This window comes from Streptomyces sp. NPDC046727, from assembly GCF_040645635.1.
In the GTDB taxonomy this organism is placed as follows: Bacteria; Actinomycetota; Actinomycetes; order Streptomycetales; family Streptomycetaceae; genus Streptomyces.
Genome location: NZ_JBEYYR010000017.1, coordinates 55362 through 78610 on the forward strand (window position 1 = coordinate 55362; position 23249 = coordinate 78610).

Annotated in this window: 21 protein-coding genes; 11 read left to right on the forward strand and 10 right to left on the reverse strand. The window is 71.5% G+C overall.

Annotation, left to right across the window (positions count from 1 at the left end):
- Window positions 1-81: 81 nt before the first annotated feature.
- Window positions 82-1431, reverse strand: coding sequence for a hypothetical protein (locus ABZ937_RS21960; RefSeq protein WP_361694305.1), 1350 nt, complete (start codon window positions 1429-1431; stop codon window positions 82-84).
- A 98-nt stretch (window positions 1432-1529) separates the two neighbouring features.
- Window positions 1530-2657, reverse strand: a complete 1128-nt coding sequence (locus ABZ937_RS21965; RefSeq protein WP_361694307.1) for an alpha/beta hydrolase-fold protein — start codon at window positions 2655-2657, stop codon at window positions 1530-1532.
- A gap of 227 nt (window positions 2658-2884) precedes the next feature.
- On the opposite strand from ABZ937_RS21965, the gene ABZ937_RS21970 reads away from it, so the two are divergent.
- The 6 genes from ABZ937_RS21970 (at window position 2885) to ABZ937_RS21995 (ending at window position 8057) form a co-directional block, all read left to right on the forward strand.
- Window positions 2885-4699 carry a phosphatidylglycerol lysyltransferase domain-containing protein gene (locus ABZ937_RS21970; protein ID WP_361694309.1) on the forward strand — a complete coding sequence of 605 codons (1815 nt, stop codon included), beginning with the start codon at window positions 2885-2887 and terminating at the stop codon, window positions 4697-4699.
- Window positions 4700-4868: 169 nt separating this feature from the next.
- A complete protein-coding gene (folP, locus tag ABZ937_RS21975) occupies window positions 4869-5765 on the forward strand; it encodes a dihydropteroate synthase (protein WP_361694311.1) in 897 nt (298 codons plus the stop codon).
- Complete coding sequence (locus ABZ937_RS21980; RefSeq protein WP_361694313.1) at window positions 5762-6298, forward strand: nuclear transport factor 2 family protein; 537 nt, start codon at window positions 5762-5764, stop codon at window positions 6296-6298. Before folP ends, ABZ937_RS21980 begins: the two co-directional genes overlap by 4 nt.
- A 229-nt stretch (window positions 6299-6527) precedes the next feature.
- The gene (gene folB, locus ABZ937_RS21985) at window positions 6528-6887 is read left to right on the forward strand and encodes a dihydroneopterin aldolase (protein ID WP_361694315.1); all 360 of its coding nucleotides are present in this window, start codon (window positions 6528-6530) and stop codon (window positions 6885-6887) included.
- A complete protein-coding gene (folK, locus tag ABZ937_RS21990; protein ID WP_361694317.1) occupies window positions 6884-7495 on the forward strand; it encodes a 2-amino-4-hydroxy-6-hydroxymethyldihydropteridine diphosphokinase in 612 nt (203 codons plus the stop codon). The genes folB and folK overlap by 4 nt, the downstream gene beginning before the upstream one ends.
- 73 nt (window positions 7496-7568) lie before the next feature.
- Window positions 7569-8057: a DUF3180 domain-containing protein gene (locus ABZ937_RS21995; RefSeq protein ID WP_361694319.1), complete on the forward strand. Its 489-nt coding sequence runs from the start codon at window positions 7569-7571 to the stop codon at window positions 8055-8057.
- 25 nt (window positions 8058-8082) lie between these two features.
- Here ABZ937_RS21995 and folE read toward each other — a convergent pair whose 3' ends face one another.
- The 6 genes from folE to dacB form a co-directional block, all read right to left on the reverse strand.
- Complete coding sequence (gene folE, locus ABZ937_RS22000) at window positions 8083-8688, reverse strand: GTP cyclohydrolase I FolE (protein ID WP_361694321.1); 606 nt, start codon at window positions 8686-8688, stop codon at window positions 8083-8085.
- A gap of 134 nt (window positions 8689-8822) precedes the next feature.
- Complete coding sequence (gene ftsH, locus ABZ937_RS22005; protein WP_361694323.1) at window positions 8823-10862, reverse strand: ATP-dependent zinc metalloprotease FtsH; 2040 nt, start codon at window positions 10860-10862, stop codon at window positions 8823-8825.
- Window positions 10863-11057: 195 nt separating this feature from the next.
- Complete coding sequence (gene hpt, locus ABZ937_RS22010) at window positions 11058-11618, reverse strand: hypoxanthine phosphoribosyltransferase (protein WP_184975300.1); 561 nt, start codon at window positions 11616-11618, stop codon at window positions 11058-11060.
- An 87-nt stretch (window positions 11619-11705) separates the two neighbouring features.
- Window positions 11706-12737, reverse strand: a complete 1032-nt coding sequence (tilS, locus tag ABZ937_RS22015) for a tRNA lysidine(34) synthetase TilS (protein WP_361694326.1) — start codon at window positions 12735-12737, stop codon at window positions 11706-11708.
- 191 nt (window positions 12738-12928) lie between these two features.
- Window positions 12929-14077 carry a zinc-dependent metalloprotease gene (locus tag ABZ937_RS22020; RefSeq protein WP_361694329.1) on the reverse strand — a complete coding sequence of 383 codons (1149 nt, stop codon included), beginning with the start codon at window positions 14075-14077 and terminating at the stop codon, window positions 12929-12931.
- A 95-nt stretch (window positions 14078-14172) separates the two neighbouring features.
- Window positions 14173-15738: a D-alanyl-D-alanine carboxypeptidase/D-alanyl-D-alanine-endopeptidase gene (dacB, locus tag ABZ937_RS22025; RefSeq protein ID WP_361694490.1), complete on the reverse strand. Its 1566-nt coding sequence runs from the start codon at window positions 15736-15738 to the stop codon at window positions 14173-14175.
- Window positions 15739-15862: 124 nt separating this feature from the next.
- On the opposite strand from dacB, the gene ABZ937_RS22030 reads away from it, so the two are divergent.
- Window positions 15863-16354 carry an inorganic diphosphatase gene (locus ABZ937_RS22030; protein WP_055708033.1) on the forward strand — a complete coding sequence of 164 codons (492 nt, stop codon included), beginning with the start codon at window positions 15863-15865 and terminating at the stop codon, window positions 16352-16354.
- Between the two features lie 134 nt (window positions 16355-16488).
- A complete protein-coding gene (locus ABZ937_RS22035) occupies window positions 16489-18144 on the forward strand; it encodes a threonine/serine exporter family protein (protein WP_361694331.1) in 1656 nt (551 codons plus the stop codon).
- 1 nt (window position 18145) lies between these two features.
- Here ABZ937_RS22035 and ABZ937_RS22040 read toward each other — a convergent pair whose 3' ends face one another.
- A complete protein-coding gene (locus tag ABZ937_RS22040; protein ID WP_361694333.1) occupies window positions 18146-19105 on the reverse strand; it encodes a VTT domain-containing protein in 960 nt (319 codons plus the stop codon).
- Between the two features lie 148 nt (window positions 19106-19253).
- On the opposite strand from ABZ937_RS22040, the gene ABZ937_RS22045 reads away from it, so the two are divergent.
- On the forward strand, window positions 19254-19619 hold the full coding sequence (locus ABZ937_RS22045; protein ID WP_361694335.1) for a YbjQ family protein: 366 nt from the start codon (window positions 19254-19256) through the stop codon (window positions 19617-19619).
- A gap of 15 nt (window positions 19620-19634) precedes the next feature.
- Here the strand turns inward: ABZ937_RS22045 and ABZ937_RS22050 are convergent, their stop codons facing one another.
- On the reverse strand, window positions 19635-20399 hold the full coding sequence (locus ABZ937_RS22050) for a MerR family transcriptional regulator (protein WP_361694337.1): 765 nt from the start codon (window positions 20397-20399) through the stop codon (window positions 19635-19637).
- Between the two features lie 112 nt (window positions 20400-20511).
- Between ABZ937_RS22050 and ABZ937_RS22055 the strand changes: the two genes are divergently transcribed.
- Both ABZ937_RS22055 and ABZ937_RS22060 read left to right on the forward strand, forming a co-directional pair.
- Entirely contained in the window at window positions 20512-21798 is a 1287-nt protein-coding gene (locus ABZ937_RS22055) for an ion channel protein (protein ID WP_361694339.1), read from the forward strand.
- A gap of 25 nt (window positions 21799-21823) precedes the next feature.
- On the forward strand, window positions 21824-23230 hold the full coding sequence (locus tag ABZ937_RS22060; protein ID WP_361694341.1) for a glutamate decarboxylase: 1407 nt from the start codon (window positions 21824-21826) through the stop codon (window positions 23228-23230).
- The last annotated feature ends 19 nt before the right edge of the window (window positions 23231-23249 follow it).

Sequence of the window (23249 nt, forward strand, 5' to 3'; positions counted from 1 at the left end):
CTCCGCACGTCGACGCCTCGGGCCCAGCTCCCCTCACGGGAAGGCCAGGCCCGGCACTCGGTACGTACGGCTGACGGCGACTCAGGACGCCGCGGTACGCAGCCCCTGGATGTCGATCTGCTCGGTCTCGTCGTGCGCCGTCAGGTCGATGACCTGGCCGACCCTCCGGGACCGCTCGTCGGCGGGCTTGAAGCGGGCCTCGGACTCGGCCTTGTGCACGGCGAGGGCCTCGGGGCCGACGACATCGGCGAGGTCCTCGTTCTGCACGGAGTCCAGCGCGGACTTCGGCGCGCCCTTCTGGGTGCCGAAGAAGTCGAAGCCGCCCTCGACCACCGGGCGACGCGCGGGCGCTGCCGGTACGACGGCCACCGCGGTCGGCACCGTGAAGTGCCCGGCGGGCGGCTGTCCCACGGGGCCGGCGAGTTCGGCGGACGCCTCGGCGGCGCCGTCCGTCACGCCGTCCTCGGCGCCCTCTCCTTTGTCGGCGGCACCGGTCTCGGCGACGGCGCTCTCCACGGCCTCCGACTCGGACGCCTCGGGCAGGACGGCCTCGGACTCGGCGGACCCGTCGGACTCGTCGGCATCCACCGGTTCGACCGACCCGGCGGCATCGGCGGGCTCGGCAGGCTCGTCCGCCGCGGCGGACTCAGGCCGCGCGACCACAGACCCGTCCGCCCCGGACTCGTCCCCTTCGATCTCGGCGTCGGCCTCGAACTCAGCGGCACCCTCCGGCTCGGGCTCCGGCTCGGGCTCCGGCTCGGCCGCGGTGTCCCGGTCGAAGCGGGCCAGGGCCGTCAGGGCCCGCCGGTACAGCCCGGCGCCCTCGGACGAGAACACCGGCTGCACCGCCGGCTCGGCCGGCGCGGAAGGCTCGGCGGATTCGGTGGCCTCGGGTGTCCGGGAAGGCGGAAGCTCGGCGCTCCGCCCGGGCGGCAGTGCGCGCGACGACGAGGGCGCGGGCTCCGGCTCGGGGGCCGCCGCCTCGATCTCCAGCAGCCGCCGCCCCTCCAGGGCGCTCGCGCGCTCGGTCTCCGCGGTGGCGTACCGGCGCAGCAGGGCCGCGTGCTCGTTGCGCAGGCCCGCCAGCTCCGCCCGCTTGGCGCGCAGCCGCTGCTCCAGCTTCGCGCGCAGCTCGCGGGACTCGTCCAGATCGGTCTCCAGTTCGGCGACCCGCTCCTCGTACCGCCATTCGTCGCCGACACGCGCGCGCGTGAGTTCGGCGACCTGCTTGCCCGCCTGCGCGTCCCAGCGGCGCATCACGACCGCGCCCACGACCGCCGTCGCCGCGGCGGCGGCGGCCAGCGCGCGCAGCACCGTGGCCTCGGAGAACGCCCAGGGACCCAGCGCGCAGACGACGGAGACGCCGGCGATCGCCGAAGGAGGCAACAGCCGGTGCAGAGGAGGGGAATGGCGGTGGCGTCCACGTGGCATGGCCAGAAACTTACCGCGCGTAGGCGAATCGCGGACCCCCGCCCCGTAAAAACACAGCCACACCGCGTGCTTCACGGGGCGTCAGGGGGTACGCCGGCTCAGCGGTCGGTGAGCCGCCCGCTGATCCACTGGAGCGTCGGCGGGATCTCGCGCCGCCAGGTGTTGAAGTTGTGCCCGCCGCTGTCGAGGATGATCGAGGAGATCCGGGTCAGGTTCGTGGCCTGCACACGCTCTATGAACCTCGTCGTGTCCTTGTAGTTGTGCTCGCCGACCTTGCTGCTGGTGACGAGCAGCGAGGTGTCCGGAGCGGCCTCGTGCTGGAGGAGCCAGAACAGGTCGGCGCGGTTCTGCAGCTTCTTGTCGCCCTGGAAGAGGTCACCGGTGGTGGGGTCGATGGGCGCCTTGTAGTACGGCGACAGGCCCGCGCCGGCGGTGTACACGTCGGGGTGGTGCATGGCGAGCTTGAGGGCGCAGTAGCCGCCCGTGGAGTCGCCGATGACACCCCAGCTGCCGGGCCGTTTGCCGGCCCGGTAGTGGCTGAGGACGGCGTCCGGCAGATCTTTGGCAAAAAACGTTTCCGCCTGCGGCCCGCCCGGCACGTCCACGCACTCGGTGTCCCGTGGCGGCGCCACCGTCGGCCGCATCATCACCAGGATCATCGGCTGCATCCGACCGTCCTTGGCCAGCTGCTGCGCGGTGCTCGGGTAGTTCAGCTTGTCCACCAGCGACTTCGCGGTGCCCGGGTAGCCGGTCAGAACGACCGCCGCCGGGAACGTGCGCGTGCGGTACTGCGGCTGGAAGTACTCCGGCGGCAGGTACACGTAGGCCGGCGTGGCGATGTGGGTCGTACGGCCGACGATGTCCACCTTCTGGACCTGCCCGCCCGTCTCCGGTCGCGTGGCGCGCACACCCGGCACCTCGGAGGTGGAGACCACCTGGAGCGGGCCGCCGGTGCTGCCGTTGACCGAGTGGTCGACGACGACTCCCTGGTCGGTCTCCGTGCCGAACAGGTCCGCCCAGCTCGCGTAGAAACCGAAGGCCTGGTTCGCTGCGAGGCCCACGGAGGCGAAGAGCGCCAACTGGGTGGACAGCAGCAGACCGACCCGCCCGCTGACGGCCCGCCAGCTCTGCCGGGCCAGGCGCGGCCACAGCCACACCGTGCCGATGAACAGCAGGGCGGCGATCAGAATCGCCAGCACCAGCATTTTGTTGCTCGTGAGACCCATGGGCTGTTTCCTGCCTGCGCTCTCCGCCCGTGCCGGGCCCACGCATCGTCGCGCAGGCTTGCCCGGGGCTTTCCTTGGCCTTTGACCCGACTTTCCGTAGGGGAGTGAACCTCTCTCCCCGAGACACCGTCCTAGAGGGCGCAATGTCGCCGGATGCCCGATCGGGCCCGGGTTCAAGGTCTCTCGCAGAACTACGGGATGCGATGTCTGTCAGGATAGATGGGGAAATGTCGGGCGGGGTTCCGAGCCGATCAAGCCGGGCGCGGCGCATACTGCGCGGCCCGCGTCCCGAGGCCGTTCCCGCTCTGGTCAGCAGGGCCGCCGCGCTCGTGGGCGTCCTTGACATCGCCGCGGGCGTGTTCCCGCGCTTCCGTCACAGCCGTATGCACGCCATCGCCGAGGTGCTGCCGGGCTCGTTCGGGCCGTTCGCGGCGGCGCTCTCGCTCAGCGCGGGCGTGCTGCTGCTGCTCCTCGCGCACGGGCTCAAGCGGCGCAAGCGCCGGGCGTGGCGCGCGGCGGTCGCGCTGCTTCCGGTGGGCGCGGCGGCGCAGTTCGCGTACCGGCACTCGCTCATCGGCGTGCTCATCGCGGTCGCTCTGCTGGTGCCGCTGCTGCGCCACCGGAACCAGTTCGCCGCCCTGCCCGATCCGCGCAGCAGGTGGCGCGCGCTCGCCAACTTCATCCTCATGAGCGCCGGTTCCCTCCTCCTCGGCCTCGTCATCGTCAACGTTCACCCGAACCGGACGATCGGCGACCCGAGCCTGGCCGACCGGCTCACGCACGTCATCTACGGCCTGTTCGGCTTCGAGGGCCCGGTCGACTACCAGGGCAACACCTCCTGGACCGTCGCCTTCTCCCTCGGCGCCCTCGGCTGGATCACCGCGGTCACCACCGTCTACCTCGCCTTCCGCCCCGAGCACCCGGCCGCCCGCCTCACCGAGGAGGACGAGGTCAAGCTGCGGGCCCTGCTGGAGAAGCACGGCAGGCGCGACTCGCTCGGCCACTTCGCGCTGCGCCGCGACAAGGCGGTCGTGTTCTCGCCGAGCGGCAAGGCCGCGGTCACCTACCGGGTCGTGTCCGGCGTGATGCTCGCCAGCGGCGACCCCATCGGGGACGTCGAGGCCTGGCCCGGCGCCATCGAGCGCTTCATGGACGAGGCCAGGGCCCACTCCTGGACGCCCGCGGTCATGGGCTGCTCGGAGACGGGCGGCGAGGTGTGGACCCGCGAGACCGGCCTGGACGCCCTGGAACTGGGCGACGAGGCGGTGGTCGACGTGGCGGATTTCTCGCTCGCCGGACGCGCGATGCGCAATGTGCGCCAGATGGTCAAGCGCATCGAGCGGGCCGGCTACGAAACCCGGGTACGGCGCATCCGTGACCTCGGCGAGGCCGAGCTGGAGCGGATCCGCATGGCGGCGGAGGACTGGCGGGGCACGGACACCGAGCGCGGCTTCTCCATGGCGCTCGGCCGCATCGGCGACACGGCCGACGGCGACTGCCTGATCGCCACCGCCCACAAGGCGGACGACGAGCCGGGCGAGTACGGCGACCTGAAGGCGATCCTCCACTTCGTGCCCTGGGGCAAGGACGGCGCGTCGCTGGACCTGATGCGCCGGGACCGCAGCGCCGACCCGGGCATGAACGAGCTGCTGATCGTCGCCGCCCTGCAGGCCGCCCCGAAGTTCGGCATCACCCGGGTCTCGCTGAACTTCGCGATGTTCCGCTCCGCCCTCGCGCGCGGGGAGAAGATCGGCGCCGGTCCGGTGCTGCGCGCCTGGCGCGGGCTGCTGGTGTTCCTCTCCCGCTGGTTCCAGATCGAGTCGCTGTACAAGTTCAACGCCAAGTTCCAGCCGCGCTGGGAGCCGCGGTTCGTCGTCTACCGCGCCTCCGCCGACCTGCCCCGTATCGGCTTCGCCGCCATGCAGGCGGAGGGCTTCGTCAACCTCGCCCTGCCGCTGCCGCGCTTCCTGCGCCGGCGCCGGACGGCCGCCCAGCGCCCGTGCGCGCACGCGGTGGCCGAACGGGACGTCCGAGCGGCATGAGCCGCCGCCTGAGGGGCTTGAGCCGCCGTCCGGGCGGCCCGAGCCCCGGACACGCCGAGTGGTACGGCCCGGGGACCGGCCCGGGCGGAAGCCCCGCCCCCTCCGGCCCGGGGGCCTCCGCCCGGGCCGCCGGGCGTTCCGGGCCCCGCCCTGGGCCTACGCTGAACGTATGAACAACCTCAGCGGGCGCGGCCGAGTGGCCGGCCTTCCGGCATGGGACCGGTGCGCGGTCATGGGGGTCGTCAACGTGACCCCCGACTCCTTCTCCGACGGCGGCCGCTGGTTCGACACGACCGTCGCCGTCAAGCACGGCCTGGCCCTGGTCGCCGAGGGCGCGGACCTGGTCGACGTCGGCGGCGAGTCCACCCGGCCCGGTGCCACGCGCGTGGACGAGGCCGAGGAGCTGCGCCGGGTCATCCCCGTGGTGCGCGGTCTCGCCTCCGAGGGTGTCGTCGTCTCCGTGGACACCATGCGCGCCTCCGTCGCCGAACAGTCCCTCGCGGCCGGCGCCGCCCTCGTCAACGACGTCAGCGGCGGCCTCGCCGATCCCGCGATGATCCCGGTGGTGGCCGACGCGGGCGCCCCCTTCGTCGTCATGCACTGGCGCGGCTTCCTCCAGGGCGGCAACGTCAAGGGTGTCTACGAGGACGTCGTCACCGAGGTCGTGGACGAGCTGCACGCGCGCGTGGAGGCCGTTCTGGCCGGCGGCATCGCCCCCGACCGCATCGTCGTCGACCCCGGCCTCGGCTTCTCCAAGGAGGCCGAGCACGACCTCGTCCTCCTCGCCCACCTCGACCGGCTGCGCGCCCTCGGCCACCCCCTGCTGGTCGCCGCGTCCCGCAAGCGGTTCCTCGGCCGGGTCCTCGCCGGGCCGGAGGGGGCGCCCCCGCCGGCCCGGGAGCGCGACGCGGCCACGGCCGCCGTCTCCGCACTCGCGGCGCACGCCGGCGCATGGGCGGTGCGCGTGCACGAGGTACGCGCCACGGCGGACGCGGTACGGGTGTCACGGGCCGTGGAGGGAGCGCGCGCGGCAGGCGTGGCGCCGGGCGCGGAAGGAGACCGGTGAGCGCCCCTCATACCGACGTCGAGCAGGTGGAAGCTGCCAACACCGCCTTCTACGAGGCACTCGAACGCGGCGACTTCGAGGAGGTCTCCTCCCTCTGGCTGACCCCCGCCGACCTGGGCGTGGACGAGGAGTACCACGACCCGGCGGACACCGGCGTGATCTCCTGCGTGCACCCCGGCTGGCCGGTGCTCACCGGCCGTGGCGAGGTCCTCAGGTCGTACGCGCTGATCATGGCCAACACGGACTACATCCAGTTCTTCCTCACCGATGTGCATGTCTCCGTGACCGGCGACACCGCGCTCGTGACCTGCACGGAGAACATCCTCAGCGGCGGTCCCGCCCCGGAGGAGGGCGCGGAACTGGGGCCGCTGGTCGGGCAGCTCGTCGTCGCCACGAACGTGTTCCGGCGCACACCCTCCGGCTGGAAGCTCTGGTCGCACCACGCCTCCCCCGTCCTGGCCGAGAGCGACGACGACAGCGACGACGACAACGGTGTGAACGGCGTGGACACGGACGGCGGTCCCCTCGCCTGAACCGGAGGAGTGGTTGGAATCACCTACCCCCGGGTAGGAGCGGCTACCAGTCCATGACAGTGCCGGGTTCCCCAGGGGAAACGCCCGGTGAACCCTCCAGGTACCGGCGCGGGCCCGCGCCCCCGCAGCCGGGCTTTGTCGGTGCCCGCAGGTAGATTCGTCTGAGGCCGGTGTGCCGCCCGCACGCGGCAGGGGCCGGTCGTTCCCGACGATTGCAGGAGTGATTCGCGTGGATCGTGTCGCGCTGCGCGGCCTCAAGGCCCGCGGGCACCACGGTGTGTTCCCCAAGGAGCGCGAGGAGGGCCAGACCTTCATCGTGGACCTCGTCCTCGGCCTGGACACCCGGCCGGCCGCGGCCGACGACGACCTGGCGAAGACGGTGCACTACGGCATCGTGGCCGAGGAGGTCGTCGCCGTGGTCGAAGGCGAGCCGGTCAATCTCATCGAGACCCTCGCCGGGCGCATCGCCGAGACCTGCCTGAAGCACGAAGGGGTCCAGGAGGTCGAGGTCTGCGTCCACAAGCCGGACGCGCCGATCACCGTCCCCTTCGACGACGTGACCGTCACCATCACCCGGAGCCGAGTATGACCCGACCTTTCCGCCAGGGTCACAGCGACCCGACCGTCCAGCCGGTGCCCGCCTCGGTCGTCGAACAGGTGGACGCCGCCGACACGACACTCAGCAACCCGAAATGGGCCGTGATCTCCATCGGCTCCAACCTAGGCAACCGCCTGGAGACCCTCCAGGGTGCCGTCGACGCCCTGGAGGACACCCCGGGCGTGCGCGTGAAGGCCGTCTCCCCGGTGTACGAGACCGAGCCGTGGGGCGTGGCGCCCGGCAGCCAGCCGTCGTACTTCAACGCGGTCGTGGTCCTCCGGACGACCCTGCCCCCGTCGTCCCTGCTGGAGCGGGCGCACGCCGTCGAGGAGGCCTTCCACCGCGTCCGGGACGAGCGCTGGGGCCCGCGCACGCTGGACGTCGACATCGTCGCCTACGCCGGCGTCACCTCGGACGACCCGCAGCTCACCCTGCCCCATCCGCGCGCCCACGAGCGTGCCTTCGTGCTCGCGCCCTGGCACGACGTGGACCCGCAGGCGCAGCTCCCCGGCCGGGGCGCGGTGGCCGAGCTGCTGTCGGCCGTCACCCGTGAGGGTGTGGCGCACCGCGGGGACCTGGAACTCCGGCTGCCCGAGTAGTCGTTAAGGTCGAGACGGGTCAAGACCAAGACGACCACCGTCCGGGACGGTCCGGGGGAACTGAAGGGACACCGTGAGAGAGCTGCGCATCAGGGTGCTGGCGGGCGTGTTCGTCGTGGCCGGCGTCCTGTCCTGGGCGGGCGCCCGCCTCTGGAACTCGATCGGGACCCTCCCCAGCGTCCCCCTGGCCGCCCCCATCGTCCTCGCGCTGATCGCGGTGGTCCTGCTCTCGACGGCGCTGTCGCTGCGTGCCCGCCTCAAGGCCCAGCGCGAGCGCGAGACCGGCGCCAAGGGCGTCGACCCGCTGATGGCCGCCCGGGCGGTCGTCTTCGGCCAGGCCAGCGCCCTGGTCGCGGCCCTCGTCGCCGGCATGTACGGCGGCACGGGCGTCTTCCTGCTGGAGCTGCTGGACTTCCCGGCCCGCCGGGACCAGGCGATCTACGCCGGTTTCTCGGTCCTGGCCGGCCTCGGCGTGATAGCGGCGGCCCTGTTCCTGGAGCGGGTCTGCAAGCTCCCGGAGGACGACGACCAGAACCACCCGGGAGCGGAGCCGGCGGCCTGACCGCCGGCCCCGCTCACCGGCGCGGTCAGCGCGCCATGATGAGGCTCATCGCCTCGTTCCGCGTCGCCGCGTCCCGCAGCTGACCGCGCACGGCGGACGTTATGGTCTTCGCGCCCGGCTTGCGGATACCCCGCATGGACATGCACATGTGCTCGCACTCGACGACCACGATGACGCCCCGCGGCTCCAGGATCTCCATCAGGGAGTCCGCGATCTGCGTGGTGAGGCGCTCCTGCACCTGCGGCCGGCGGGCGTAGACGTCCACCAGGCGGGCCAGCTTGGACAGGCCGGTGATCTTGCCGGTCACGGACGGGATGTAGCCGACGTGGGCGACGCCCCGGAACGGCACCAGATGGTGCTCACAGGTCGAGTACACCTCGATGTCCTTCACGAGGACCATCTCGTCGTGTCCCAGGTCGAACGTCGTCGTCAGGACGTCCTCGGGCCGCTGCCACAGGCCTGCGAAGATCTCCTTGTACGCCCGCGCGACCCGCGCCGGCGTCTCCCGCAGGCCCTCACGGTCCGGGTCCTCGCCGACCGCGATCAGCAGCTCCCGTACGGCGTTCTCGGCACGCTTCTCGTCGAACTCGCCGATGGAGCCCTCGCCGTCCAGCGTCACCGGGTCGGTCATCTGTCCCTCGTTCCTGTGCCGTGCACGCGCGTTTCGGCACGCGTTCTGTCCGCGGACATACGAAATTGCCGCGCCCCCCAGGCTAGAACCTGAGGGGCGCGGCAGTCATTCCGGCCTCGGTGGCCGAAACACGGTCAGCTCTCGGGCCGGTCCTCGGGGGCCGACTCCGTCACCGGGGCGGACTCCACCGCCGTCGACTTGGCCGTGCTGATCGCCGCCGTCGCGCCGTTCGCACCGTTGGTCAGTGCCAGCTCCTTCGGGGAGAGCACCGGCGGGCGGGTGGACGGGGTGCGGCGGGAGGAGCCGGTCCAGGCGGGCCGCGGCGGGCGCTTGACGATCGGGGCGAAGATCTCGGCGATCTCCTCCTTGCCCAGGGTCTCCTTCTCCAGCAGCTGGAGAACGAGCTGGTCGAGCACATCGCGGTTCTCGACCAGGATCTCCCAGGCCTCGTTGTGCGCGGTCTCGATGAGCTTCTTGACCTCTTCGTCGACCAGCGCGGCGACCTCTTCCGAGTAGTCGCGCTGGTGAGCCATCTCACGGCCGAGGAAGGGCTCGCTGTTGTCGCCGCCGAACTTGATCGCGCCGAGACGCTCGGTCATGCCGTACTGCGTGACCATCGCGCGGGCCAGGTTGGTGGCCTTCTCGATGTCGTTCGCGGCACCGGTGGTCGGGTCGTGGAAGACCAGTTCCTCGGCCGCCCGGCCGCCCAGCATGTAGGCGAGCTGGTCGAGCATCTCGTTGCGCGTGGTCGAGTACTTGTCCTCGTCCGGCAGGACCATCGTGTAGCCGAGGGCACGGCCACGGGACAGGATCGTGATCTTGTGGACCGGGTCGGAGTTCGGCGAAGCCGCCGCGACCAGGGCGTGACCGCCCTCGTGGTACGCGGTGATCTTCTTCTCCTTGTCCGACATGATCCGGGTCCGCTTCTGCGGGCCCGCGACCACGCGGTCGATCGCCTCGTCCAGCGCCTTGTTGTCGATCAGCTTCTGGTCGCCACGGGCGGTGAGCAGCGCGGCCTCGTTCAGCACGTTGGCGAGGTCGGCACCGGTCATGCCCGGGGTGCGGCGGGCCACGGCGGACAGGTCGACGTCGGGCGCGACCGGCTTGCCCTTCTGGTGGACCTTGAGGATCTCCATGCGGCCCTGCAGGTCCGGCGGGTCGACCGCGATCTGCCGGTCGAAGCGACCGGGGCGCAGCAGCGCCGGGTCGAGGATGTCCGGGCGGTTCGTGGCGGCGATCAGGATCACGCCACCCTTGACGTCGAAGCCGTCCATCTCCACGAGCAGCTGGTTCAGCGTCTGCTCGCGCTCGTCGTGACCACCGCCGAGGCCGGCGCCGCGGTGGCGGCCGACCGCGTCGATCTCGTCAACGAAGACGATCGCCGGGGCGTTCGCCTTGGCCTGCTCGAACAGGTCACGGACCCGGGAGGCACCGACACCGACGAACATCTCGACGAAGTCGGAACCGGAGATCGAGTAGAAGGGGACGCCCGCCTCGCCGGCGACGGCGCGCGCGAGCAGGGTCTTGCCGGTACCCGGGCGGCCGTAGAGCAGCACGCCCTTGGGGATCTTGGCGCCGACGGCCTGGAACTTGGCCGGCTCCTGGAGGAACTCCTTGATCTCCTGGAGTTCCTCGACGGCCTCGTCACAGCCGGCGACGTCGGAGAACGTCGTCTTCGGGGTGTCCTTGGTGATGAGCTTCGCCTTGGACTTGCCGAAGTTCATGACCCGGGAGCCGCCGCCCTGCATCTGATTCATCAGGAACAGGAAGACGACCACGATCAGGACGAAGGGCAGCAGGGAGAGCAGGACGCCGACGAACGGGTTCTGCTTGGACGGCGAGACCGTGTAGCCGTCCGTGATCTGCTTTTCCTGGTACTTGGTCTGCAGCGTGCCGGCGAGCTGCACACCCTGGTCGCCGATGTAGCTCGCCTGGATCTTGGAGCTGCCCTCGACCTTGTAGCCGTCCTTGAGCGTGACCTTGATGCTCTGCTCGTCACCGGTGGTGAGCTTGGCCGACTCGACCTTGTTGTCGTTGATCGCCGCCACGACCTGGCCGGTGTCCACCGTCTTGTAGCCGCCGGACGAGCCGACGACCTGCATCAACACGACCACGGCAAGGACGGCCAGCACGATCCACATGACCGGCCCACGGAAGTATCGCTTCACGTCCATCCATACGGAGCGGTGCCGCCCCGTCCCTCCTGCCATAGTGAGTTTGATAAGACAGTTCTTCTGACGGTACCCCAGCATTGTTGCGCGAAGCCGCACGGAGCCGATTCGACGGCTGGGAAACCCGTCTCTGCATGCTTCAACGGCGTGGAACCCGCTGGGGTTCCCGATCGTCCTACCGGGCTTGGGCCGACTGGCTCAGCCGCCGTAGACGTGAGGCGCGAGCGTACCGACGAACGGCAGGTTGCGGTACTTCTCCGCGTAGTCGAGGCCGTAGCCGACGACGAACTCGTTCGGGATGTCGAAGCCGACCCACTCCACGTCGATGGCGACCTTCGCGGCGTCCGGCTTGCGCAGCAGCGTGCACACCTTCAGGGAGGCGGGCTCCCGGGAGCCGAGGTTGTTGATCAGCCAGGACAGGGTCAGGCCGGAGTCGATGATGTCCTCGACGATCAGGACGTGCCTGCCCTTGATGTCGGTGTCGAGGTCCTTGAGGATCCGCACGACACCGGAGGACTGGGTGCCCGCGCCGTACGAGGACACGGCCATCCAGTCCATGGTGAGAGGGGTGGACAGCGCCCGGGCCAGGTCCGCCATGACCATCACCGCGCCCTTGAGGACGCCGACGATCAGCAGGTCCTTGCCCGCGTACTCCGCGTCGATCTTCGCGGCCAGCTCGGCCAGCTTCGCGTCGATCTCTTCCTTGGTGATGAGCACCTGCTGGAGGTCGGCACCCATGTCTTTCGCGTCCACCCGCATCACTTTCGGTCGTCCCGCACTTACGGCCGCGTGCGCGGCCTCCGACTGCCCGGCCCGCCGGAGGGTCACTCCGGGAGGGGTCGGAAATCAGCCTTGCCGAATCACCAGTCTGCCACCCTGCCGCCGGGCGACGACTCTGCCGGGGAGATTGATGGCTCCCTGGCCGCGCCAGGCGGTGATCAGGCGGTCGACTTCCTCGATGTGACGGGCGAACAGTGCACCGGCCGGGGCACCGGCCTCGATGGCCGCGCGGCGCAGGATCCGGCGGCGTACGGCGGGCGGGAGGGCGTACAGCTTGGCGCACTCCAGCAGGCCGGTGGCGTCCCGTACGGAGGCCTCGGCCTGGCTGGCCCAGGCGTCCAGGGCGTCGGCGTCGTCGCGGGAGAGCTGGGCGGTGCGGGCGAGCGCCTCGACGACGCCCTTGCCGAGGGCCTTCTCCAGGGCGGGCAGGCCCTCGTGGCGGAGCCGGGAGCGGGTGTAGGCCGGGTCCGCGTTGTGAGGATCGTCCCAGACCGGGAGCGACTGGACCATGCAGGCCTTGCGGGCGGTCTGCCGGTCCAGGTGCAGGAAGGGCCGCCGGTAACGGCCGCCGGCCCCCGAGACCGCGGCCATGCCCGACAGGGAGCGGATGCCGGAACCGCGGGCGAGCCCCAGCAGGACGGTTTCGGCCTGGTCGTCGCGGGTGTGGCCGAGCAGGACCGCGGCGGCGCCGTGGCGTTCGGCGAGGGCGTCCAGGGCGGCGTAGCGGGCGTCGCGGGCGGCGGCTTCGGGGCCGCCCTCGCGGCCGACGATCACGGCGACGGACTCGACCGGATCGAGGCCGAGTTCACGCAGCCGCAGGACGACCTCGTCGGCGCGGAGGTCGGAGCCGGTCTGGAGGCCGTGGTCGACGGTGACCCCGCCGGCGCGGATGCCGAGTTTGGGGGCCTCGAAGGCGAGGGCGGAGGCGAGCGCCATGGAGTCGGCACCGCCGGAACACGCGACGAGGACGAGCGGGGAGGGGGGCCGCTCGGCCGTCCGGCCCGCGTGCACGCGGATGGCCTGGTGGTCGTTCAGGATGTCGTGGAGGACGCGGCGGACCGCCAGGCGTATCGCCGCGACCGCAGGATGGGGACCCATGTCCGGTTCCCTTCATGAAGTTTTCGGGGGGTGAGCCCGAGACGGTCACTCAGAGTGTGTAGATGGTGACAGAAGCGGGCCGTTCCCCGAGCATTGCACGCCTACGCATGGCTCACGCTCCCTCGGACGGGTGATTGAAGGGGCGTTCGCCTGCCGTCGGCCGGATTCGTTTCACGACTCCCTCGTGCCGTTCACGACTCGGTCCTGCGATGCACCCGCGCGACCCAGTCCGCCGGTTTGGCGATCTCCGCCTTGGTGGGCAGGGTGTTGGGCGAGGTCCACACCCGGTTGAAACCGTCGACGCCGACCTGCTCGACGACCGACCGCACGAACCGCTCGCCGTCCCGGTACTGCCTCAGTTTGGCATCCAGACCCAGCAGCTTGCGCAGGGCGAGGTCCAGGCGGGAGGCGCCCTTCGCACGGCGCTGCTGGAACTTCTCGCGGATCTCCGCGACGGTCGGTACGACGCTCGGGCCGACGCCGTCCATCACGAAGTCGGCGTGGCCCTCCAGCAGGGACATCACGGCGGTGAGCCGGCCGAGGATCTCCCGCTGGGCGGGGGTCTGCACCAGCTCCACGAAGGAGCGTCCGCCGTCCTCCTCCTCGCCCTCGGGACGGCCGCCGGCCAGGGACTGGGCGGCCTCCCGGATGCGCTCCAGGAAGGTCATCGGGTCGACGTCGGTCTCCGCCAAGAACGACTGGATTTCGCCCTCCAGGTGGTCACGCAGCCAGGGCACGGCGGTGAACTGCGTGCGGTGCGTCTCCTCGTGCAGGCACACCCACAGGCGGAAGTCGTGCGGCTCGACGTCGAGTTCGCGCTCGACGTGGACGATGTTGGGCGCGACGAGCAGCAGCCGGCCGCCGCCACTCGGTGAACCAGGGGGGCCGCCTGCCGGGAGGTCGCGGGCGGCGGGGGCGAAGGTCTCGTACTGGCCGAGGACCCGGGAGGACAGGAACGACAGGAGCATGCCGAGTTCCACGCCGGTGACCTTGCCGCCGACGGCGCCTAGGACCGCGCTGCCCGGGTTGCTGCCGCGGCGTTCCTGCATCTTCTCCAGGAGCGGCCTGAGGATCTCCCGGAAGCCGGCGACGTTGGCGCGGACCCAGCCGGGGCGGTCGACGACGAGGACGGGGGTGTCGTGGGTCTCCTCGGTGCCCATACGAGTGAAGCCCCGGACGTGTCCCTCCGAGGCTTTCGCGTGCCGGCGCAGCTCCGCGACGACGGTCCTGGCCTCGTCGCGGCTGACATCGGGGCCGGGGCGTACGAGCCGTGTCGCGGTCGCCACCGCGAGGTTCCAGTCGACCATCCCGGGAGATGCGGTGCCACCGAAGCTCGTCATGTTGTCAACCGTACGTGACCGTTCCCACTTGGGGCAGGCCATGGGAGGTCGGCTCGGGGCGGGGGTGTCAGGTGGGCACCCACGGCGGCGGGCGGCTACCGGCAGCCGCATCCCGCCAGCGCCGTCGCCGCCGTGTCCAGGGCCGACTGGGCCTCCAGGGCGTTCGCCGTGTCCGAGGCCAGGAAGGCGAAGGCCAGGAGGTGGCCGTCCTTGTCCACGACCGTCCCGGCCAGGGTGTTCACCCCGGTCAGGGTGCCCGTCTTGGCGCGTACGACGCCGGACGCGCCGTCGGTGTAGCGGCTGCTGAGCGTGCCGGTGAAGCCCGCCACGGGGAGGCCGGTGAGGACGGGGCGCAGGCCGGGGCGGTCCGGGTCGCCCGCCTCGGCCAGGAGGGCGGTGAGCAGGTCGGCCGTCAGCCGGTCGGCGCGGTCGAGGCCGCTGCCGTCGTGGAAGGCGGCGCCGGACATCGGCAGGCCGAGCTTGCGCAGGTGCGTGGCGATCGCCTCGGCGCCGCCCGCGAAGCTCGCGGGCCGGCCGCTGGCCAGGGCCGTGTGGCGGGCCAGGGCCTCGGCGATGTCGTTGTCGCTGTTGGTCAGCATCCGCTCGACCAGGGCCGACAGCGGGGGCGAGGAGACGGTGGCGAGGGTCTGCGCGCGCGTGCTGGCCTTGGAGGGGCCGGGGGCCGTGGTGGTGATGCCGGCGTCCTTCAGGAAGCCCGCGAACCTGGCCGCCGCGTCCGCCGCCGGGTCGGCCACGCGGGGCGCCGGGCCGCTGGCGGAGTCGTCGGCGCGGCCCTCGTCGACGGTCAGGGCGCTGACCGGGGCGAGGTTGTCGTTGACGCCGATGGGGTGCAGGGCGGGGCCGGTGAAGAGGGTGGTGTCGTAGGACAGGGTGATCTTGTGGATGCCGCGCTTGCCCAGGGCTGTCGCGGTGTCCTGCGCCAGGGCCCGCAGGCCGGCCCAGCCGCCCGTCCTCGCGTGCGCGGTCAGGGTGGGGTCGCCGCCGCCGACCAGGACGAGTTCGCGGGTGTCGGGATCGAGGGCGGTGCGGGTGGTGAGCCGGTGGTCGGGGCCGAGGGCGGACAGGGCGGCGACGGCGGTGGCGATCTTGGTGGTGGACGCGGGGGTGAGGGCCTTGCCGGCGTCGGTGCCGTACAGCCGTTCGCCGGTCGCGACGTCGATGACGGCCGCCGCGTGGCTGCCGCCCAGCTCGGGGACGTCCAGAAGGGGCTCCAGGACGTCCGAGAGCGCCTTTCCGTCCGGGCCGGCCTTCTTGGTGCCCACGGCGCCCGTGACGCCGCCCAGGCCCGTCAGGACGGGCGGGGCGCTCGGCGCGGGCCGGGACGCCACCACGGCTGTGCCCGAGCCGCCGTGATCTGCGCCACCTGGCCGCTCCAGAGCGGCGGCCCGGTCCCGCTCGGCCGTACGCTGACCGTTGGCGTCCCAGGGGCCGGCCGCGGTCACCACGCCGGCGGCCAGCGCCAGGCCGGCGGTGGCGGCGCCCGCGGTGTACCGCCAGGTGCCGACGGTCCGCGTACGGGGGAGACGGGGGAGGTGCACAGGGCCGACTCGCACGGCCTTCGCCAGTCGCGCGATCCGCGGCCCCGCTGCCGTCACGGCGCTCGCCAGACGCGGTCGTACGGCGTTCGCGATCCGCACCACCTGCGGTCTCGCGGCTCGCCAAGGCCTCAGCTCTGGCACGACCACCAGCCCCTTTCGCGATCACACACCTGCGTGAGGGACACTTAACCACCAGAACTATGTGCTGATCATGGAGGAGCCACCGGTGGAGTTCGACGTCACGATCGAGATCCCGAAGGGTTCGCGGAACAAGTACGAGGTGGACCACGAGACCGGTCGGATCCGCCTGGACCGTCGCCTCTTCACCTCGACCGCCTACCCGACCGACTACGGCTTCGTCGAGAACACCCTCGGCGAGGACGGCGACCCGCTGGACGCGCTGGTCATCCTGGACGAGCCGACCTTCCCGGGCTGCCTCATCAAGTGCCGCGCGATCGGCATGTTCCGGATGACGGACGAGGCCGGCGGCGACGACAAGCTGCTGTGCGTCCCGGCCACCGACCCGCGTGTGGAGCACCTGCGCGACATCCACCACGTGTCGGAGTTCGACCGCCTGGAGATCCAGCACTTCTTCGAGGTGTACAAGGACCTGGAGCCCGGCAAGTCGGTCGAGGGTGCCAACTGGGTGGGCCGCACGGACGCCGAGGCGGAGATCGAGCGGTCGTACAAGCGCTTCGAGGAGCAGGGCGGCCACTGAGCCTCCCTTCCCGCGAACGGGCCGCACGCGCACGCGTGCGGCCCGTTTCGCTGTACCCGCACGCATGCGGACGGCCGCGGCACGTGTGCGCATACTGATGCCTACGGAAGGTGTCGTTCAGGGAGCGGTGCGAGGTGACGGAGGCGGAGGACCGCAAGCCCCGGTCGGACGAGGCGCGGTACGACCCGGAGATCACGTCCGAGTTCGCCGTTCCCGAGGGTCTCGACGTTCCCAAGGGCGGCGGCGAGCCGGAGACGACCTCCGAGTTCGCGGTGCCGGAGGGGCTCCACACGCCGCAGCCGCCGGCTGCCGAGCCGGAGGTGTCGGCGTTCAGCACGCCGAGAACCTACAGCGCGAAGGACGCCCCGGCCGCGTTCACGCCGGCCGCCGGGGTGCCGCTGGTCAGCCTGGTCAAGGACGCACCCTGGCAGGACCGGATGCGCGCGATGCTGCGCATGCCGGTGACCGAGCGGCCGGCGCCGGAGCCGGTGCAGCGCGAGGAGGAGGGCGGTCCGGCCGTCCCGCGCGTGCTGGACCTGACCCTGCGTATCGGCGAGCTGCTGCTGGCCGGCGGTGAGGGCGCGGAGGACGTGGAGGCCGCGATGTTCGCGGTGTGCCGGTCCTACGGCCTGGACCGGTGCGAGCCGAACGTCACCTTCACGCTGCTGTCGATCTCGCACCAGCCGTCCCTGGTGGAGGACCCGGTGACGGCCTCCCGGACGGTACGGCGGCGGGGCACCGACTACACCCGGCTGGCGGCCGTGTTCCGGCTCGTGGACGACCTCACCGACCCGGAGACCCATGTCTCCCTGGAGGAGGCCTACCGGCGCCTGGCGGAGATCCGCCGCAACCGGCACCCCTACCCCGGCTGGGCACTGACCCTGGCCAGCGGGCTGCTCGCGGGTGCGGCCTCGGTGCTGGTCGGCGGTGATCTGCTCGTGTTCGTGGCGGCGGCGCTGGGCGCGATGCTCGGCGACCGGCTGGCCTGGCTGTGCGCGGGGCGCGGGCTGCCCGAGTTCTACCAGTTCATGGTGGCCGCGATGCCGCCCGCGGCGATCGGGGTGGCGCTGACGCTGGCGCACGTGGACGTGAAGGGGTCCGCCGTGGTCACCGGTGGACTGTTCGCGCTGCTGCCCGGGCGGGCGCTGGTGGCGGGGGTGCAGGACGGGCTGACGGGCTTCTACATCACCGCCTCCGCCCGTCTGCTGGAGGTCATGTACTTCTTCGTCGGCATCGTCGCCGGGGTGCTGGTCGTCCTGTACTTCGGCGTGAAGGCGGGCGGCACTCTGAACCCGGACGTGGCGCTGGGCAACTCCGAGAGGCCGCTGATCCAGATCGCGGCCTCGATGCTGCTGTCGCTGACCTTCGCGGTCCTGCTCCAGCAGGAACGATCCACCGTGCTCTGGGTGACCCTCAACGGAGGTGTCGCCTGGTCGGTGTACGGCGCGATGCACTATGTGGGCGACATCTCGCCGGTGGCCTCCACGGCCGTGGCCGCGGGCCTCGTGGGCCTGTTCGGGCAGCTGCTGTCCCGCTACCGCTTCGCGTCCGCGCTGCCGTACACGACGGCGGCGATCGGGCCGCTGCTGCCCGGCTCGGCGACCTACTTCGGGCTGCTCGGCATGGCGCAGAACGAGGTGGACAAGGGGCTGGTGTCGCTGGCGAACGCGGCGTCGCTGGCCATGGCCATCGCCATCGGGGTCAACCTCGGGTCGGAGATCTCGCGGATGTTCCTGCGGGTCGGCTCCGCCGGGAAGCGCCGGGCGGCCAAGCGGACCAGGGGATTCTGAGCTACTGCTGGTTGCGGTAGTCGTACGGGTACTGGTTCTGGTCGTACTGCTGCTGCGGGTACTCCTGCTGGGGGTACTGCTCCTGCGGGTACTGCTCCTGCGGGTACTGCTCCTGCGGGTACTGCTGCTGGCCGTAGTACTGGTCGCCGTGGTTGTTGTCGTACCCCTGCTGTCCCTGCTGGCCCTGGTTCCAGTACTGCTGCTGCTCGTACTGGTGGCCGTACGGCTGCTCCGGCTCGATGCGGCGGAGCTGGGTCGTCGCGTCGTCCATGACGGGCTGCTGCTGGTACTGGGGCTGGGGCTGCTGCGGAGCCGCCGGCGGCGCGGCCTGCGCCGCCTTCTTGTTCTTGCCGCGGGCCCGCAGGAACTCGATCATGATCGGGATCACCGAGATGAGGACGATCAGGATGAGGATCGCCTCGATGTTCTTCTTGACGAAGGCGACGTTGCCGAGCCAGGAGCCGAGCAGGGTGACGCCCGCACCCCACAGGACGCCGCCGACGACGTTGAAGATCAGGAACGAGCGGTACCTCATGCCGCTGACGCCGGCGATGATCGGCGTGAACGTGCGCACGACGGGCACGAAGCGGGCCAGGACCAGGGACTTCGGGCCGTACTTCTCGAAGAACTCGTGCGCCTTGGTGACGTTCTCCTGTTTGAACAGGCGCGAGTCCGGGCGGTTGAAGAGCGAGGGGCCGACCTTCTTGCCGAACATGTAGCCCGCCTGGTCGCCCAGGACCGCGGCGAGGCAGATCAGGGGGACCGCGCCCCACAGCGGGAAGCCGAACTGGCCGGACGTGATCAGCAGACCGACGGTGAACAGCAGCGCGTCGCCCGGCAGGAAGAAGCCGATGAGCAGGCCGGACTCGGCGAAGACGATGAGGAGCAGGCCCCAGATGCCGTAGGTGTCGAGCAGGTAATTGGGATCCAGCCAGCTCGGGCCGAGGGCGAGTGTCATCACGGGTCCGGGCTCCTGAGGGGTGAAGGCGGCTACGGCGGCTGAACGTCGATGTGCTGCCGCACAAAGCTATCAACGTGATGTGACCGCCCCAGGTTCCACCGGTGGCTCCGGGATGCGCTGTGCGAGGACTGGGAGAAGGCTGTGACTCATGGGACTCGATGACTACGGCGGCGGCCAGGGCCCCCAGCCCGACGTGCTGGTCGTCACGACCAACGACGTGCCCGGCCACCGGGTGCAGCAGGTGATCGGCGAGGTCTTCGGGCTGACCGTCCGCTCGCGGCACCTGGGCAGCCAGATCGGCGCGGGACTGAAGTCGATGATCGGCGGCGAGCTGAAGGGCCTCACCAAGACGCTCGTGCAGACCCGCGGCCAGGCCATGGAGCGCCTGGTGGACCAGGCACGCGCCCGTGGGGCCAACGCGGTGCTGGCGTTCCGGTTCGACGTGACGGAGGCCGCGGACGTAGGTACCGAGGTGTGCGCGTACGGCACGGCGGTGGTCCTGGCCCGGGAGTGACCCCGGGCCGGGACGTCAGGACGCGGTGTGCCGGGCCGTGTTCGCCACGATGGCGTCCCGCATGTACACGGCCAGACCCGGCCGGATCGCCTCGTACGTCGCGGTGAAGCGCTCGTCGGCGACGTACATCTCACCGAGGCACTGGTGCAGCTCGTGCGCGCAGTCGTAGTACGCGCGCGTGATGAACAGCCGGTGCTCCTCGGCGACGTCCATGGCCGCCTCGGAGCCGGCGGGCACGCCCTCGGTGAGCAGGTCTGCCATGCGGAGATGGATGGCGCCCATCTCGTCGTTGATCCGCTTCCAGTCGTCCTTGGTGTACGAGGCGGTCCGCTGCTGCGACTGCCGGTAGGCCTCGGTGTCGGCCCAGCGCTCCCGCACCTCGTCGGCGTACTGGTCCGGGTCGTGGTCGCCGAAGACCTCGAACTTCTCCTCCGGCGTCAGATTGATCCCCATCTTTCGTGCCTCCATGGCGTGCTCCACGGCCGCCGCCATCTTCTGCAGCTTCTCGATCCGGGCGGTCAGCACGGCGTGCTGGCGGCGCAGGTGGGTGCGCGGGTCCGCGTCCGGGTCGTCGAGCAGGACGGCGACCTCGTCGAGCGGGAAGCCCAGCTCCCGGTAGAACAGGATCTGCTGGAGCCGGTCGAGGTCGGCGTCGCCGTAGCGCCGGTGTCCGGCGTGGGTGCGCTCGCTGGGCACGAGCAGGCCGATCTCGTCGTAGTGGTGCAGGGTGCGCACCGTGACGCCGGCGAACCCCGCGACCTGTCCCACGGAGTAGCTCACTTTCCGCTCCTTGTCGTCGGTACGCGTCCACGCTGAGGCCTCACGCCACGTGAGGTGCAAGCCGGATTTCCTTCGGGATGTTGTGCACCTTTTGTCCGCTTATGGTGAGCCCGTGGCCCAGGAGACGACGCAGCCGGCGCCCCCGAGCGCTCCGACCGCCCCGGCACGGGCTCTGCTGCCGTTCATCCTGCCCGCCGTCGTCGTGGGCGTGGTCGCGAGCCTGGTCTTCACGGGGGTGAGCACGGCCGCCGAGCAGCTCCAGCGCGTGCTGTGGGGGCCGCTGCCGGACGCGCTCGGCGTGGGCCGTTACTCCGTGCTGTGGATGTTCGTCATGCTCGTGGCGAGCGGGCTCGCCGTCGGGCTGGTGGTCTGGAAGGTCCCCGGGCACGCCGGCCCCGACCCGGCCACCCTCGGTCTCGACGCCCCGGTCCTGCCGCCGGCCGTGCTGCCGGGCCTGGTGCTGGCCACCGGGCTGATGCTGGCCGGCGGCCCGAGCCTCGGCCCGGAGAACCCGGTCATCGCCGTGAACGTGGGCCTCGCGGCCTGGCTCGGCGGGCGCTTCCTGCCCCGGACGCCGGGCACCCTGTGGCCGGTGCTGGCGGAGTCGGCGACGATCGGGGCGCTGTTCGGAACGCCGGTCGCGGCGGCGCTGGTCGTCTCGGAGGCGCTGGCCGGCCGGCCGATGCGGGGGCGGCTGTGGGACAACCTGTTCGCGCCGCTGACCGCGGGTGCGTGCGGGGCCATGACGACCGCCCTGGTGGACCGTCCGACCTTCGACCTGGGCCTGCCGCCCGTGGGCCATCCGCACGCGAGGGACCTGCCGGCGGCGCTCGTGATCGCCTCGGTGGCCGCGCTGCTCGGCATGTGCGCGGTCCGCGCCTTCCCGTACGTCCACGCGGGCTTCCGGCGGCTGCGGCACCCGATGCTGATGCTTCCGGCCGGCGGGGTCGTCCTGGGCGCCCTGGCGGCCCTGGGCGGCCATCTGACGCTGTTCAAGGGGCTGTCGGAGATCGGGGAGCTGGCCCGCGATCCCGAGGGCTGGTCGGCGGGGCGGTTCGCCACGATGACGGTGGTGAAACTGGCCGCGCTGCTGGTCGCCGCCTCCTGCGGCTTCCGTGGCGGCCGGATCTTCCCCGCGGTCTTCGTCGGCACCGCCCTGGGCCTGACCGCCCATGCCCTCGTGCCGGCCGTGCATCCCTCGCTGGGCGTGGCCACGGCCGTCCTGGGCATGCTCCTCGCGATCACCCGGCAGGGCTGGGTGAGCCTGTTCACCGCCGCCGTCCTCGTCGCCTCGCCCGGCATCCTCGCCCTGCTGTGCGTGGCCTCGCTGCCCGCCTGGCTGCTGGTCACGGGCCGCCCGCAGATGCAGCTGCGCGCGGACGGCACCCCGGTCCGCTGAATCCCTCTCCCTTGGAGGCACCCCCATGGCCCTGCACAAAGGCCCGAAGAAGCACGAGGAACGGACGGTGTCGGTCAACCCGTTCTTCGGGGAGGCCAACCCGGTCGGCGGCATGGCCGAGGCCCCGCCCACGCACCGGCTCCCGGACGCCCCGCTGGCCCCCTCCACGGCGTACCAGCTGGTGCACGACGAGCTGATGCTGGACGGCAACTCCCGGCTGAACCTGGCCACCTTCGTCACCACGTGGATGGAGCCGCAGGCCGGGGTGCTGATGGCGGAGTGCCGGGACAAGAACATGATCGACAAGGACGAGTACCCGCGCACGGCCGAGCTGGAGCGGCGCTGCGTGGCGATGCTCGCCGACCTGTGGAACGCGCCGGACCCGTCGGCTGTGGTGGGCTGCTCCACGACCGGCTCCAGCGAGGCCTGCATGCTCGCCGGGATGGCCCTCAAGCGGCGCTGGGCGAAGCGGAACGCGGACCGGTACCCGGGCGCGCGGCCCAATCTGGTCATGGGCATCAACGTCCAGGTGTGCTGGGAGAAGTTCTGCACCTTCTGGGAGGTGGAGGCCCGGCTGGTCCCGATGGAGGGCGACCGCTTCCACCTGGACCCGCGGGCCGCCGCCGAGCTGTGCGACGAGAACACCATCGGGGTGGTCGGCATCCTGGGCTCCACCTTCGACGGCTCCTACGAGCCGATCGCCGACCTGTGCGCGGCCCTGGACGCCCTCCAGGAGCGCACCGGGCTCGACGTCCCGGTGCACGTCGACGGCGCGTCCGGCGGGATGGTGGCGCCCTTCCTGGACGAGGACCTGGTGTGGGACTTCCGCCTCCCGCGCGTGGCGTCGATCAACACCTCGGGCCACAAGTACGGGCTGGTCTACCCGGGCGTCGGCTGGGCCCTGTGGCGGAACGCGGAGGCGCTGCCCGAGGAGCTGGTCTTCCGGGTCAACTACCTGGGCGGGGACATGCCGACCTTCGCCCTGAACTTCTCCCGGCCCGGCGCCCAGGTGGTGGCGCAGTACTACACGTTCCTGCGGCTGGGCCGGGAGGGCTACCGGGCGGTGCAGCAGTCCACCCGGGACGTGGCGACCTCGCTCGCCGAACGGATCGCGGCGCTCGGCGACTTCCGGCTGCTCACGCGCGGGGACGAGCTGCCCGTGATCGCGCTGACCACGGCCGAGGACGTCACGTCGTACGACGTCTTCGACGTCTCCCGGCGGCTGCGCGAGGGCGGCTGGCTGGTGCCCGCCTACACCTTCCCGGCGAACCGCGAGGACCTGTCCGTGCTGCGGATCGTGTGCCGCAACGGCTTCTCGCACGACCTGGCCGACCTGTTCGTGGCCGACCTGACCCGGCTGCTGCCAGAACTGCGCCGGCAGCCGCACCCGCTGACCCGCGACAAGGAGGCGGCCACCGGGTTCCACCACTAGGTCCTGTCGGACGCCGGGA

Coding starts and splice junctions, on each gene's coding strand:
- ABZ937_RS21960 (WP_361694305.1), bottom strand. CDS start 1,431: ATGCCACGTGGACGCCACCGCCATTCCCCTCCTCTGCACCGGCTGTTG.
- ABZ937_RS21965 (WP_361694307.1), bottom strand. CDS start 2,657: ATGGGTCTCACGAGCAACAAAATGCTGGTGCTGGCGATTCTGATCGCC.
- ABZ937_RS21970 (WP_361694309.1), top strand. CDS start 2,885: ATGTCGGGCGGGGTTCCGAGCCGATCAAGCCGGGCGCGGCGCATACTG.
- folP (WP_361694311.1), top strand. CDS start 4,869: ATGAACAACCTCAGCGGGCGCGGCCGAGTGGCCGGCCTTCCGGCATGG.
- folK (WP_361694317.1), top strand. CDS start 6,884: ATGACCCGACCTTTCCGCCAGGGTCACAGCGACCCGACCGTCCAGCCG.
- folE (WP_361694321.1), bottom strand. CDS start 8,688: ATGACCGACCCGGTGACGCTGGACGGCGAGGGCTCCATCGGCGAGTTC.
- ftsH (WP_361694323.1), bottom strand. CDS start 10,862: ATGGACGTGAAGCGATACTTCCGTGGGCCGGTCATGTGGATCGTGCTG.
- hpt (WP_184975300.1), bottom strand. CDS start 11,618: ATGCGGGTGGACGCGAAAGACATGGGTGCCGACCTCCAGCAGGTGCTC.
- tilS (WP_361694326.1), bottom strand. CDS start 12,737: ATGGGTCCCCATCCTGCGGTCGCGGCGATACGCCTGGCGGTCCGCCGC.
- ABZ937_RS22020 (WP_361694329.1), bottom strand. CDS start 14,077: ATGACGAGCTTCGGTGGCACCGCATCTCCCGGGATGGTCGACTGGAAC.
- ABZ937_RS22045 (WP_361694335.1), top strand. CDS start 19,254: ATGGGACTCGATGACTACGGCGGCGGCCAGGGCCCCCAGCCCGACGTG.
- ABZ937_RS22060 (WP_361694341.1), top strand. CDS start 21,824: ATGGCCCTGCACAAAGGCCCGAAGAAGCACGAGGAACGGACGGTGTCG.